The sequence below is a fragment of the Mesorhizobium sp. P5_C1 genome (assembly GCF_054049815.1).
Window position 1 is genome coordinate 1 of the sequence record NZ_JBFULQ010000133.1, and the last position, 12,748, is coordinate 12,748.

Annotated in this window: 15 protein-coding genes; 9 read left to right on the plus strand and 6 right to left on the minus strand. The window is 63.4% G+C overall.

Going from position 1 to position 12,748, the window contains the following annotated elements; genetic code table 11:
* From purB to ACXJ7R_RS13320, 3 genes are all read right to left on the minus strand, one after another.
* The coding region (gene purB / locus ACXJ7R_RS13310) for an adenylosuccinate lyase (RefSeq protein ID WP_457152238.1) at positions 1 to 915 on the minus strand (915 nt) is incomplete at its 3' end.
* A 59-nt stretch (positions 916 to 974) separates the two neighbouring features.
* A complete protein-coding gene (locus ACXJ7R_RS13315) occupies positions 975 to 1,388 on the minus strand; it encodes a hypothetical protein (protein ID WP_095085500.1) in 414 nt (137 codons plus the stop codon).
* Positions 1,389 to 1,495: 107 nt separating this feature from the next.
* Entirely contained in the window at positions 1,496 to 2,221 is a 726-nt protein-coding gene (locus ACXJ7R_RS13320; RefSeq protein WP_457152239.1) for a DUF2259 domain-containing protein, read from the minus strand.
* 133 nt (positions 2,222 to 2,354) lie between these two features.
* Here ACXJ7R_RS13320 and ACXJ7R_RS13325 point away from each other — a divergent pair, with 133 nt between their 5' ends.
* Positions 2,355 to 2,609, plus strand: a complete 255-nt coding sequence (locus ACXJ7R_RS13325; protein ID WP_457152240.1) for a DUF2171 domain-containing protein — start codon at positions 2,355 to 2,357, stop codon at positions 2,607 to 2,609.
* 9 nt (positions 2,610 to 2,618) lie between these two features.
* Here ACXJ7R_RS13325 and ACXJ7R_RS13330 read toward each other — a convergent pair whose 3' ends face one another.
* Both ACXJ7R_RS13330 and ACXJ7R_RS13335 read right to left on the minus strand, forming a co-directional pair.
* Positions 2,619 to 3,644 (minus strand): P1 family peptidase, encoded by a 1,026-nt coding sequence (locus ACXJ7R_RS13330; protein WP_457152241.1) that lies wholly within the window; start codon positions 3,642 to 3,644, stop codon positions 2,619 to 2,621.
* Positions 3,644 to 4,717 (minus strand): branched-chain amino acid ABC transporter substrate-binding protein, encoded by a 1,074-nt coding sequence (locus ACXJ7R_RS13335; RefSeq protein WP_457152242.1) that lies wholly within the window; start codon positions 4,715 to 4,717, stop codon positions 3,644 to 3,646. Before ACXJ7R_RS13335 ends, ACXJ7R_RS13330 begins: the two co-directional genes overlap by 1 nt.
* 180 nt (positions 4,718 to 4,897) lie before the next feature.
* Between ACXJ7R_RS13335 and ACXJ7R_RS13340 the strand changes: the two genes are divergently transcribed.
* From ACXJ7R_RS13340 to ACXJ7R_RS13375, 8 genes are all read left to right on the plus strand, one after another.
* Positions 4,898 to 5,425, plus strand: a complete 528-nt coding sequence (locus ACXJ7R_RS13340; RefSeq protein WP_095085520.1) for a flavin reductase — start codon at positions 4,898 to 4,900, stop codon at positions 5,423 to 5,425.
* Entirely contained in the window at positions 5,422 to 6,351 is a 930-nt protein-coding gene (locus tag ACXJ7R_RS13345; RefSeq protein ID WP_457152243.1) for an AAA family ATPase, read from the plus strand. Before ACXJ7R_RS13340 ends, ACXJ7R_RS13345 begins: the two co-directional genes overlap by 4 nt.
* Positions 6,352 to 6,354: 3 nt before the next feature.
* A complete protein-coding gene (locus ACXJ7R_RS13350; protein WP_457152244.1) occupies positions 6,355 to 7,599 on the plus strand; it encodes a vWA domain-containing protein in 1,245 nt (414 codons plus the stop codon).
* Between the two features lie 234 nt (positions 7,600 to 7,833).
* Positions 7,834 to 8,064, plus strand: a complete 231-nt coding sequence (locus ACXJ7R_RS13355) for a Rid family hydrolase (protein WP_457152245.1) — start codon at positions 7,834 to 7,836, stop codon at positions 8,062 to 8,064.
* A gap of 94 nt (positions 8,065 to 8,158) precedes the next feature.
* A complete protein-coding gene (locus ACXJ7R_RS13360) occupies positions 8,159 to 8,497 on the plus strand; it encodes an XdhC family protein (protein WP_095085542.1) in 339 nt (112 codons plus the stop codon).
* Between the two features lie 2 nt (positions 8,498 to 8,499).
* On the plus strand, positions 8,500 to 9,204 hold the full coding sequence (locus ACXJ7R_RS13365) for an XdhC family protein (RefSeq protein WP_457152246.1): 705 nt from the start codon (positions 8,500 to 8,502) through the stop codon (positions 9,202 to 9,204).
* The gene (locus tag ACXJ7R_RS13370) at positions 9,201 to 10,811 is read left to right on the plus strand and encodes an NTP transferase domain-containing protein (protein ID WP_457152247.1); all 1,611 of its coding nucleotides are present in this window, start codon (positions 9,201 to 9,203) and stop codon (positions 10,809 to 10,811) included. Before ACXJ7R_RS13365 ends, ACXJ7R_RS13370 begins: the two co-directional genes overlap by 4 nt.
* Positions 10,812 to 10,844: 33 nt before the next feature.
* Positions 10,845 to 11,741, plus strand: coding sequence for an alpha/beta hydrolase family protein (locus ACXJ7R_RS13375; protein WP_457152249.1), 897 nt, complete (start codon positions 10,845 to 10,847; stop codon positions 11,739 to 11,741).
* Positions 11,742 to 11,768: 27 nt separating this feature from the next.
* Here the strand turns inward: ACXJ7R_RS13375 and ACXJ7R_RS13380 are convergent.
* The coding region (locus ACXJ7R_RS13380) for a DUF1176 domain-containing protein (protein ID WP_457152248.1) at positions 11,769 to 12,748 on the minus strand (980 nt) is incomplete at its 5' end.

The window sequence follows — 12,748 nt, forward strand, 5'->3', positions numbered from 1 at the left end:
ATCGCGCTCGTGCCAGAGCGCCACGTTCYCCATCGCCGGCAGCGCCATGGACCGCACCATGCGGGCAAGGCCGGTCAGGTTTTCGGTCAGCACCGGATTGCGCTTGTGCGGCATCGCCGACGAGCCCTTTTGCCCCGGCGAGAAATACTCTTCCGCTTCCAGCACTTCGGTGCGCTGCAGATGCCGGATCTCGATCGACAGCCGCTCGATCGACGAGGCGATGACGCCGAGCGTGGCGAAGAACATGGCGTGACGATCGCGCGGGATCACCTGCGTCGACACCGGCTCCGGCTTCAGCCCGAGCTTTGCCGCGACGTGTTCCTCAACATAGGGGTCGATGTTGGCGAAGGTGCCGACCGCGCCCGAAATGGCGCAGGTGGCGATGTCTTCCCGCGCGTGCACCAGCCGCTCGCGGCAGCGCGAGAACTCGGCATAGGCCTGCGCCAGCTTGATGCCGAAGGTCGTCGGCTCGGCATGGATGCCATGGCTGCGGCCGATCGTGACGGTGTCCTTGTGCTCGAAGGCACGGCGCTTGAGTGCCGCAAGCAGGCCGTCAATGTCGGCCAGAAGGATGTCGCTGGCCCGGGTAAGCTGGACGGCAAAGCAGGTGTCGAGAACGTCCGAAGAGGTCATGCCCTGATGGATGAAGCGGGCGTCGGGTCCGACGAATTCAGCAAGATGGGTGAGGAAGGCGATGACGTCATGCTTGGTGACGCGCTCGATCTCGTCGATCGCTTCCACGTTGAATTTTGCCGCGCCGCCCTTTTCCCAGATGGTTTTAGCCGCTTCCTTGGGGATGACACCGAGTTCGGCCAGCGCATCGCACGCATAAGCTTCGATCTCGAACCAGATGCGGAACCGGGTTTCGGGCGACCAGATGGCGACCATTTCCGGCCGGGAATAACGAGGGATCATCGGTCAGTCCTGATTTGTCGAGGAGTTTGCCCGCGTCCTAACAGAGGCGGGCAAAATGCTCAACGCCGCTGCCGCGCAAACCAGACGCTCGCGGCAAGCAAGGCGGCGAAACCGAGCGGAAAATAGAGCCGGATGCCCAGCACCACGAACTGGTAGAGCGCAATCAACACTGTGAAGACGAACTGGATGGCCCAGTTGCGGGTGAAAGCCGGTGCATGCCACTCGGCATAATAGGAGCGGTATTGCAAGGCATAGAGCCCGCCGGTCAGGCCGATGGTTGCGCCGAGCAGGCACACGAACGCCGCCGCGAACGCAACCTCCCAGCGCCTTCCGAGCGAGACCAGCCGCGCCGCGAACAGGCCAAACGGAAAGGCAAGTGCTCCGCCGCAGGCATAGAGCAGCGACACGGTGCCGATCTTTTCAGGCGTCTCCCAGCCATCCAACAGCAGGGTGACGAGCGCGCTGGCGCCCATCGCCACGGCCCACAACAAGGCGCCGAAAAGCGCTGTTCGCGACGCCGGTATAGCGCGGCGAAGGCGGCTCAGGGCACGATTGCGCCCAGCGGGTTGAACAAGCGATGTCACAGGCGGCCGGTCACTGCGATCCAGCGAAAGTTCGGCCCCTCGAAGCCGTATTGGCGCACGCTGATCAGCACTGCATAGCCGCTGAGACTGTCCAGTGAAAACGTCTGCACCGCGCCGATCCGGTAGCCGTTCGGGCAACCCCGGCTCTTGGGGATCGACTTGTCCTCGTGCAACAGCTTGGTCGTGCCGCCATCCTGCGCCTCGATGCGCAGCAACCGGAAGCCGTTGATCTCGCCCTGGCTCTCGCAGCCTTCGGTGCTGTTCATGCCGACCTCGTCGAGCCGGAATTCAAGCGGCTGGTCGACCGGTGAAAAGATCGGGCGGGGGTTGACCGCCATGCGGTGCGGATCGGCCGAAAGCTCGGTCACCGGGTTGAAGCCCGCGGTGATGCCCCTGTTCGCCGTCAACTCAGCCTGTTTGACGATCGCTTCGCCTTTTTGCCGGGCCTCGAGACGGGCGGCTTCGAGCGTGGCATTCTCATCGTCGATCCGGACCCTGATCGGCGTTCCCTTGAGAAAGCTGTCGTCGTTTGTGTCGATATAATAACGGTTGGCATAAGGAAATCCCGAGCCGTCCTGGACGCCATATTCCTCGAAGGCGAAGACACCACCGTCCTTGGTGAAGCCGAGGATTTCGAGCTCGGCCACATCGCCGGCATGGGCGGCGATCGACGTCGCAAATTGTGCAAGCATGGCAACGACAAACAGGAAGAGCAGTCGCATCGGTTTTCGCTCCGGCAGCCGTGATCGTTTCAATCCCCTAGCACGACGGAATCAAAACGTCGTGCAGTCCGACAGCCAATGCATCCAATCGGCAGGTCATTTGTTATCGTCGACAATCCAATGGAGAACCACCATGACCGACACCAGCAAAATTCGTGAGCATATGGAAGTCATCGGCGCCGATGGCGTGCATGTCGGCACCGTCGACAAGGTCGACGGGAAGCGGATCAAGCTGACCAGGGCCGACAGCGGCGAGGGCGCTCACAAGGGCCATCACCACTACATTTCCCTGGCTCTGGTTGCCGAGGTCGATGGCAAGAAGGTGTGGCTGTCGGCGAATTCCGATGTCGCGGTGACCTTCGAAGAAGAAAAGTCCGATCCCGTCTGATCGGCTGCTTCACCCCGAGCGCGCCGACCAGACCGGAAACAGGTCGTCATCGGCAGACGTCGCGGCAAACACACCGCGGCTGATGGCGCGCGCCATCGTGGCGCCGGCCGCGGCATAGAGGTCGATCGCCGCATCGGCCGCAAGCTCGACACCACTGATACCCGTCGCCAGCGCAAACACCAGGTCGCCGTCGGCCGGCGTGTGCGTCGGCCAGATGGCGCGCACGAACCCGTCATGCGCTGCTATGGCTAGTCGTTTTGCGGCGGCCTTGGTGAGAACCGCGTCCGTGGCAATAACGGCGATGGTGGTGTTGCCACCGGTCTCCATCTGCCTGCCGACATGCTTGTCGCGGTATTTCAACAGGATCCGTTTCGCGTCGTCCGGCATCGGCGAGGGGTAGCCAAGTCCGCCAAATTCGTCGCCAATCTCGAAGGGTGCCGCCCAGAAATGCTGGGTTCGGCCGACGGTCACCGAGCCGGTCGGGTTGACGGCGGCCAGCGCACCGATGGTGATGCCATTGTCGAGCAGCGTCGAGGCCGAGCCGAGGCCGCCCTTTAAACCCGAGGTGAGCGCACCGGTGCCGGCGCCGATCGTGCCGAGCGGGAAATCGGTAGTGGCGGCTTGCGCTGCTTCATAGCCGAAGTCGCGGTAGGGTGGATAACGGCCCCAGTCCTTGTCGCCGCCATTGCGCAGGTCGAACAGGATCGCAGCCGGCACGATCGGCACGCGAAAGCCACCGACTTCAAGCCCGATGCCGCGCTCGCGCAGGGCCGCCTGCACGCCGGATGCCGCATCGAGACCGAAAGCCGAACCGCCTGAAAGCACCACGGCGTGGACAGCCTCGACCGAATTGTGTGGTTCGAGCAGGTCGGTCTCGCGGGTGCCCGGTGCACCGCCCAGGATCTGCACGCCGGCCACCGCCGGCTCGTCGCAAAGGATGGTCGTGACGCCGGACTTCAGCCTGGCGTCGGAAGCGTTGCCGACCCGCAGGCCAGCAACATCGGTGATCAGATTGCGCGGGCCGGTGCGAAACATCAGTTGCTTTCCAAAGGCGCAAAACGTGTGCCGTCGAAGCGGAAGACGCGGTAAGGGCTCTGGCTGAGGTCGCCTTTCGCGTCGAAGCGGACCGGGCCTATCGCGGTGGTGAAATCATGCCCGGTCAGCGCGTCGGCCAGCGGCTTGCCTGAAGTTTCGGCCAGGCCTGATGCTGCCTTGGCGATCTCGACCGCCGCRTAGGCCGGCAGTGTGTAGCCGTCCGGCACGATCCTGCGTGCGGAGAAGCTTTCCAGCACTTTTGGATCGGCGACATCGGCCCATTCAGGCGGTGCGATCATCAGCGTGCCGGTCGCATAGGGCACATCGCCGGGCGGTGTGCGCAGATTTTCGCCTCCGGCGAACACGATACCGGCAGAGAGTTGCGCCGCGTCACGGCCCATGATGGCGACATCGTCGCCGTCGCCACCCGCAAAGACATGCGTCGCGCCGGCCTTCTTCAGCCGGCCGACCAGGCCGATCTGGTTGTCGAGTTGCGGCCGGAACGTATCGACGAAAACCGGCTTCAGCGCCGCCTGTTCGGCCGCCGCCCGAAACGTCTCGGCCATTTCGCGGCCATAGATGGTCCCGTCATCGATGATGGCGAACAGTTCGTCCTGCCACAGGCGGGTGAGGCTGGCGGCGACCGCATTGCGCTCGTCGTCGCCGCGTGGCCCGAGACGATAGACTGGCCAGCCGGTCTTGGCGCGCCGGTCGGTCAGGCTTTCGGTTCGCACGCCAACGGTGATGACCGGAATGTTGGCGTCTTTCAGGATCGGCATCGCCGCCTCGATCGCGTCGGTGCAGAGAAAGCCGACCACCACAGTGACCTTGGCCGCCACGAATTCCCTGGCCGCGGCGGCTCCGCCATCGGCGGTACAGGCGTCATCGATGGTTTTGAGTTCGACGCCGTTCGCTTCGGCCGCGAGACCGGTGCCGGCGTCGATCTGCTTGCCGAGGATGGCAGATGGTCCGGACAAGGGCGCAGCCACGCCCACCAGCAGCGTCTGGGCGCTGGCGACGCCGGCCATGAACAGCCAGGCCAGTGCGGCAGATATCGTTACCCCGGGGCGCATTCTGGTGATGAATTCCTCCCAACTGGCGACATCTCGCAGCCGCCAATTCCYGCCAAGACCTAAAGGCTGGCCGGCCTTGGTGCAACACGCGAATTTCACGATATGGGCCAAGCACTTCGCTTGTGGCATGTCGTATGTCGCCATATATAGCGGTAGGTTTCTGGCTGTGGACAATTTCCGGTGCTGAAGAAGAATGACATTGGGCCGCAGGCCTATCGCGACGCGATGAGCCATTTTGCCGGCCACGTCCATGTGGTCACCACCGATGGGCCGGCAGGCAAGCGCGGCGCGACGGTGATCGCGGCCTGTTCGGTGTCGGACACGCCGCCGACGATTCTCGTCTGCCTCAACCGTGAAAACCCCAAGAATGAGCCGTTCGTGAAAAACGGCAGATTTGCCCTGAACACGCTGGCTTCGCATCAGGAGCCGCTCTCGATCGGCTTTTCCGGCATTACCGGCCTGCCGGTCGAGGAACGCTTCGCGCTGGGCGAATGGGACGTGATTTCGACCGGCGCGCCGACCCTGAAGGGCGCGCTCGCGGTGTTCGACTGCGAGCTGATCGACAGCAAGGACCTGGCCACGCATCGTGTGCTTTTTGGCAAGGTGACAGGTCTGCGCATGGGCGATAATTTGCGGCCGCTGATCTATCACGCCCGCGGCTACCATGTCCTGGACAGCGGGGCGGCGGCGTTCACGGAGAAAGAATGAACGAGCTGAAACCGCGTGCCGCGCCGCGGACGATCGACGAGACGCTCGATCTCCTGACCGGTGCGGACTATGTGGCGGACCGGTCATTGGCAACCGTGCTGTTCCTGTCGATGCGCATGAAACGGCCGCTGTTCCTCGAGGGCGAGGCCGGTGTCGGCAAGACCGAGATCGCCAAGGTGCTGGCGCAAGCGCTTGGCCGCCGGTTGATCCGCTTGCAGTGCTATGAAGGCCTTGACGTCTCGTCTGCCGTCTACGAATGGAACTACGCCGCGCAGATGATCGAGATCCGCATGGAGGAGGCGGCCGGCAAGGTCGACCGCTCCGACATGGAGCGCAACGTCTTCTCCGAAAAATACCTGATCCGTCGCCCGGTGCTCGATGCGCTGACCGGCAAGACGGGTGCCGCGCCCGTCTTCCTGATCGATGAACTCGATCGCACCGACGAGGCCTTCGAGGCGTTCCTGCTCGAAATCCTGTCCGATTTCCAGGTGACGGTGCCTGAACTCGGCACGATCAAGGCGGAAGAACCGCCGATCGTCATCATCACCACCAACCGCACCCGCGAGATCCACGACGCGCTGAAGCGGCGCTGTCTCTATCACTGGGTCGACTATCCCAATGCCGAGCGCGAGCTGGAGATCGTGCGCCGAAAGGTGCCGCAGGCCAACCAGCGGCTTTCGGCCGAGGTGGTCTCCTTCATCCAGAAGCTGCGCCAGATCGAGCTGTTCAAGGTGCCGGGCGTCGCCGAGACCATCGACTGGGCCGGCGCGCTGACGGAGCTCGACAAGGTGGCGCTTGATCCGGAAACCGTATCGGACACCATCGGCGTGCTGTTGAAATACCAGGACGACATTGCCCGTATCGAACAGGGCGAAGGCCGGCGCATCCTCAACGAGGTGAAGGCTGAGCTTTCGGCGGCGGAGTAGGCGATGCCGCGCCCCGAGCCGAAAGAGGCGACAGCGGACGGTCGGATTGCCGACAATATCGTCTATTTCGCCCGCACTTTGCGCAAGGCCGGCATGCGGGTCGGACCGGCGTCGGTCAAGGATGCCATCGAGGCAGTGCTCGTCGCCGGCATCGGTTCGCGCGATGATTTCTACTGGACGCTGCATGCCGTGCTGGTGTCCCGCCACGAGGACCACGCCATCTTCGACGAAGCTTTCCGGCTGTTCTGGAAGTCGCGCGAACTGATCGAGAAGATGCTGGCGATGTTCTCGCCGGTGGCCCCCGACACCAGGGAAAAACACAAGCCGCGCGCCGCAGAAAACCGCGTCAGCCAGGCGATGTTCGAGGGCCATCAGAAGAACCAGCCGACGCAGGAAATCCCCGAAATCGAGGTCGACGCCCGCTTTACTTTTTCCGGCAACGAGGTGCTGCGCGGCAAGGACTTTGCCCAGATGAACGCAGCCGAGATGGCGGATGCCAGGAAGGCGATCGCCCAGTTGCGGCTGCCCTTCGACATGGTGCGGACCCGGCGCTTCAAGGCCGATGCGCATGGCCGCCGCATCGATCCGCGCGCCATGATGCGTTCGGCCGCGCGAACCGGCGGCGAATTGATCCTGCCGAAATTCCGCTCACAGCGCGAGGTTCACCCGCCGCTGGTGGTGCTGGCCGACATTTCCGGCTCGATGAGCCAGTACACGCGCATCTTCCTGCACTTCCTGCATGCGCTGACCGAAAAGCGCCGCCGCGTCCACACTTTCGTCTTCGGCACCCGGCTGACCAATCTGACCCGGCAGATGCGCCACCGCGATCCGGATGCCGCACTGGCCGACTGCTCGGCGGCGGTCAAGGACTGGTCGGGCGGCACCCGCATTGGCGATACGCTGGCCGAGTTCAACAGGCTGTGGTCGCGCCGCGTTCTGGGGCAGGGGGCGGTGGTGCTTTTGATCACCGACGGACTGGAGCGCGACGATGTCGTCGGCCTCTCGGAGGAGATGGAGCGCCTGCACAAATCCTGCCGGCGGCTGATCTGGCTGAACCCGTTGCTGCGCTTCGACGGTTTCCAGGCGCGCGCCCGCGGCGTCAAGGCGATGCTGCCGCATGTCGACGAATTCCGCTCGGTGCACAATCTCGATGCGCTCGCCGACCTCTGTGCCTCGCTGGACAAGAAATCGGCCGCTTCGGTCGATCCGCGCCGCTGGCTGGAAGCTGGTGTCAGGCACGCCGCATAGCCATATGTCTATCCATCGGAAAAACAGACTCCCAGAAAAAATTGAAATCACCGCGCAGGAGGCCCGATCAATGACGCTCCAAAGCATCAACCCCAAGGATCTGCCGATTCCGCAGACGTACAGCCAGGTCGTCGTTGCGACAGGTAGCAAGTTGGTGTTCATCTCGGGCCAGGAGCCCGAAGACCTACATGGCAAGCTTGTTGGCCGTGGTGATCTTGCGACTCAGGCGCGCCAGTGTTTGCCAATCTCGGCCGAGCACTTGCCGCCGCCGGTGCGGCGCCTACGCAGGTCGCCAGGATCACGATCTATGTCGTCAACTACAATCGCGATGAATGCCTGCCGATCATCGAAAAGGCGCGGATAGGGTTGTTCGGAGATCACAAACCAGCTGACGTGGTGCTTGGCGTGGCGAACCTGTCCCCCGACTACCTCATCGAAGTTGACGCATTCGCGGTGATTGATTGACCATGCGTTTGCCGCGCGCCAAGTGGATCACGACGAACCCGCTTGCGCGAACTGGCGGTGCCCAGATCATAAACAGATTCCAAGAGAAGCGACCATGGAAAACAGCATTTATCTCGACGAGGCCCGCGATCCGCTGATCATCGCGGAAGGCTGGATGAAGGACGGCAAGGATGTCGCCATTGCCACTGTGGTCGAGACCTGGGGCTCGGCGCCGCGTCCGGTCGGCAGTCATCTGGTCATCGACGCCGACGGCAATTTCCACGGCTCCGTCTCTGGCGGCTGCGTCGAAGGCGCGGTGGTCACCGAAGCCATCGATGTCATCGACACAGGCAAGGCCAGGATGCTCGAGTTCGGTGTTGCCGACGAAACCGCTTGGCAGGTCGGCCTGTCCTGCGGCGGCCGCATCAAGGTCTATGTTGAAAGATTGGGCTGATTATGGACCCGTATGCGCTCAAGATGTTGAACGCCGAACGCCGCGCCCGCCGCGCGGCGATCCTCGTCACCGATCTCGGTGACGGCCGCGACCGTATCGTGCGCGAAGGCGACCAGGTTGCAGGCGATCTCGGCGTTGCTGTCGCCAGGGCGTTTCGATCAGGCAATTCCGGTTCGGTCGAGGCCGAGGGACGGACCTTCTTTCTCAACGCGCATCTGCCGCAGCCGCGGCTGGTTGTCGTCGGCGCTGTGCACATCAGCCAGGCGCTGGCTCCAATGGCCAGGATCGCAGGCTATCCCCTGGAGATCATCGATCCGCGCACCGCCTTTGCCACATCAGACCGCTTTCCCGATGTCACCCTGCATGCCGAATGGCCGGAGGACGTGCTGAAGCGCCAGCCGCTCGACAGCTACACGGCGCTTGCCGCTGTCACCCATGATCCGAAGATCGACGATTTTGCGCTGAAGGCAGCGCTCGACGCCAACTGCTTCTATGTCGGCGCGCTTGGCAGCCGCAAGACCCACGCCAAGCGCGTCGAACGCTTGCTGGCGCTGGGCGCGAACGCCGACCAGATCGCCCGCATTCACGCGCCGATCGGGCTCGACATCGGTGCCGCCAGCCCTGCCGAGATCGCGGTCGCGGTGCTGGCGCAGGTCGTCCATGCCTTCCGCTCGCGCGGTCTGGAAGTGAAAGGCGCGGCAGCGTGAAATTCGGCCCGATTCCGATCGATGCGGCCGAAGGTGCGGTGCTGGCGCATGCCACCACGGCCGGCGAACGGCGCTTTCGCAAGGCGCACAGGCTGAACGCCGAAGACGTGGCCTTGCTGCGGGGCGCCGGCATTTCCCAGGTCGTTGCGGCCGTGCTGGCCGCCGACGATCTCAGTGAGGACGCCGCCGCGCAGGAAATAGCCGAGAGCATGGCCTTTCGCGGCATCGACGCCCGGCCGGCCGCGACCGGGCGGGTCAATCTCCACGCCGGGTCAGCCGGAATCTTCACCGTCAACGCCGCTGTCATCGACGCCATCAACGCCGTCGATCCCGCCATCACCATCGCCACGTTGGCGCAGCATGCGCCGGTCGAGAAAGGCCAGATGGTCGCGACGGTGAAGATCATTCCCTTCGCGGTCAGCTCTGCGCTGGTCGATGCGGTCACGAAAATCTGCGCCGGCGGGGAAATCTTTGCCGTCAACGCCTATCAGCCGGTGCGTGTCGGCGTCATCCAGACCGTCCTGCCGGGCATCAAGCCGAGCGTGCTCGACAAGACGCTGCGCGTCACCGAAGCGCGGCTGGCGCGCACCGGCGGCAGGCTGACAGCGGAGCGTCGCACCCCGCACGAGATCGCTCCGGTGGCGGAGGCCGCGGCCTTGCTGGCGCGCGACAACGACATGGTGGTGATCTTCGGCGCGTCGGCGATGAGTGATTTCGCCGATGTCATTCCGGCGGCGATCGAGAGGGCGGGTGGTACTGTTATCCGCGCGGGCATGCCGGTCGATCCCGGCAATCTCCTGGTGCTCGGTATGCTCGGCGGCAAGCGTGTCATCGGTGCACCCGGCTGCGCCCGCAGCCCCAAGGAAAATGGCTTCGACTGGGTGCTGGACCGGTTGATCGCTGGCCTTGACGTGACCGCCAAGGATATCGCCGGCATGGGCGTCGGCGGGCTGTTGATGGAAATCCCGACCCGGCCGCAGCCGCGCGAACCGCTGCCGCCCAAAAACAAGCTCAAGGTTGGCATCGTGCTTCTGGCGGCTGGCCGGTCGAGCCGCATGGGCGGGCCGAACAAACTCTTGGCGCTATTCGACGGCAAGCCGCTGGTGCGCCGCACCGCCGAGCGCGCGCTCGGCTCGAAGGCTTCGGGCACGATTGTCGTCACAGGCCACCAGCGCGAGCGGGTGCAGGCGGCGTTGGCGGGGCTGGATGTGGCTTTCGCCGACAATCCCGATTTCGCCGACGGACTGTCGACCTCGCTAAAGGCCGGGATTGCCTATCTGCCCGAAGACTCCGCCGGCGTGATGATCGTTCTCGGCGACATGCCGGGTGTCTCTTCTGATGACCTCGACAGGTTGATCGATGCATTCCGCAAGGCCGGCGGCAATTCGGTGGTGCGCGCCTCGCATGACGGCAAGCGCGGCAACCCGGTGCTTTTGCCGCGCTCGCTGTTTCCGGCGATCGCCCATCTGGAAGGCGACACCGGTGCACGCCATCTGGTCGAGGCCGAAGGGCTCGATGTCATCGATGTCGAGATCGGCGCAGGGGCGTCCGTCGATGTCGACACCCGCGAAGCGCTGGAAGGCGCCGGCGGCGTTCTGCAGGATTGACAAACCGAAGCTGAAAAACGCATGCCTGCTGGCATGTCATTCCGCTTCCGATTTTTCTGTATCTTTGTAACCGCGACGGCCCTGTTGTCGGCGGCCGCGCAAAGTCAGACGCTGTCGCTAAAACCCTTCAAGGACGATCTCTTCGCCTATCCGGCCGTGCTGTCGTCCGACACCAGCGGCGCCTACACGGTTCTCGACTACCACGAGCTGCGCGACATCAACCAGCGTGACGAGGTGCCGGAGCGCAGGGTGCGCGCGCAATACACCGACACCAGCGTGCGTAAGGTGCAGCAGGATCTGCTGCTGAAGACCGATGCCGGCGACGTCAGGCACGTTGCCGTCGGCAAGACCGAGGGTGCCGGCATCATCGTGCTTTACCTGCACGGGCAGGGTGGCAGCCGCAAGCAAGGCGTCGACGACTTCACTTTCGGCGGCAATTTCAACCGGCTCAAGAACCTGATGGCCGGCAATGGCGGCCTCTATCTCAGCCCCGACTTTCCCGATTTCGGCGACAAGGGCGCCGCCCAGGTGGCGGCGCTGATCGATCATTATGCCGAACAATCTCCCAGCGCGAAGATTTTCATCGCCTGCGGTTCGATGGGCGGGTCCCTGTGCTGGAAGCTTGCTGCCCGCAACGACACGGGCCGGCGCATCAACGGCCTGCTGCTGCTCGGCTCGCTATGGGACGAGAGCTTTTTCTCAAGCCCGGCCTTCAGGCGTCACGTCCCGGTCTTCTTCGGACAGGGCAGCCATGACGTGGTTTTCCCGGTGGAAAAGCAGGAAGCCTTCTTCCGCGCCATCATCGCCAAATCAAAGGCCTATCCCTATCCGACCCGCTTCGTCCGTTTCGAGACAGGCACCCATGGCACGCCGATCCGCATGACCGACTGGCGCGGCACCCTCAACTGGATGCTGTCGAAAGCACCTTGATTGACGCTGTGGGAAGCCGGCTAACCCTCAGGGCGCGGTGTTGTAGTCGACAACCGTCTGCGGATTTTCCTCGCCGTCATAGGATGCGTCGACGTCGAACTGTACCAGCGAGAAACTGCCATTGCGGAACAGATAGGTCCCCGAGTCGGATGCATCACCGATGCCGCGCCACTTGTTGAAGGTGGTGATCGTGTGGGCTTCCTCGTCATAATCGGAATTGACCGCCCAGCCGGTCGTCTGGAAGCCGACGATGCTCATGCCCAGCAATTTGCCGTCGCTGTTATTGTTCTCGTAGCGGATATCCATCTTGGGTTCGGCGAACTGCAATTGCTGCACGGCCGATAGCTCGTCGGTCATGTAGTAGACCGAGCTTTCATTGTAGGCAGCGGCGGAACAGGAAAAATGAAACAGCCGTGTTTCCTTGTCGGGGTCGCCGGGCGCTGCATCCTTGTCCTTGTATTTGATCGAAAAAACGGTCGGCTCATCGGCCAGGAATTGCTTGTCGCACTGGTCGCCATAAGTCGCCAGGAAGGCCTTCTTGGCCTGCTCCAGTGCCGTGTCCTTCTTCGGAGGTGGCGGCCCGTCGCCGCAGCTTGGCGGCAGCGCCTCCTCGAAATCGGCGGTGGAGGGTTTCAGCGCACCTTTTTCGATGTGGATGGGATCGAAGGGCGGCGCCGCCTGGATCTGGGCATTGACCTGGCGCAGTGTATAGCAGCCGGCAAAGACCTTTTCGCCGCCGGTCTTGTCGGTGGCGCGAATGGCGACAGGGACATTGTAGAAAATGCTGCCGGCAGCGCCTTCGTCTGAAATTGCACCGGTCTCGACCTCGACCTTGTCGGTGCCGTCATAGCCCTTGACGAAACTGTCGAAGTCCTTTGCTGGCTTTGTATCTCCGAAATAACCCCAGGCGCGAGCGAATTCATGCCGGTTGATCGCGCTGTAAAGTGAGCGGACGACGGCGTCGGCGCTTGATCGATCGTCGACATACGGCGTTTCGGGTGTATCGT

Coding starts and splice junctions, on each gene's coding strand:
- ACXJ7R_RS13315 (WP_095085500.1), bottom strand. CDS start 1,388: ATGGGCGCCAGCGCGCTCGTCACCCTGCTGTTGGATGGCTGGGAGACG.
- ACXJ7R_RS13345 (WP_457152243.1), top strand. CDS start 5,422: ATGAACGAGCTGAAACCGCGTGCCGCGCCGCGGACGATCGACGAGACG.
- ACXJ7R_RS13350 (WP_457152244.1), top strand. CDS start 6,355: ATGCCGCGCCCCGAGCCGAAAGAGGCGACAGCGGACGGTCGGATTGCC.
- ACXJ7R_RS13360 (WP_095085542.1), top strand. CDS start 8,159: ATGGAAAACAGCATTTATCTCGACGAGGCCCGCGATCCGCTGATCATC.
- ACXJ7R_RS13320 (WP_457152239.1), bottom strand. CDS start 2,221: ATGCGACTGCTCTTCCTGTTTGTCGTTGCCATGCTTGCACAATTTGCG.
- ACXJ7R_RS13365 (WP_457152246.1), top strand. CDS start 8,500: ATGGACCCGTATGCGCTCAAGATGTTGAACGCCGAACGCCGCGCCCGC.
- ACXJ7R_RS13375 (WP_457152249.1), top strand. CDS start 10,845: ATGTCATTCCGCTTCCGATTTTTCTGTATCTTTGTAACCGCGACGGCC.
- ACXJ7R_RS13330 (WP_457152241.1), bottom strand. CDS start 3,644: ATGTTTCGCACCGGCCCGCGCAATCTGATCACCGATGTTGCTGGCCTG.
- ACXJ7R_RS13325 (WP_457152240.1), top strand. CDS start 2,355: ATGACCGACACCAGCAAAATTCGTGAGCATATGGAAGTCATCGGCGCC.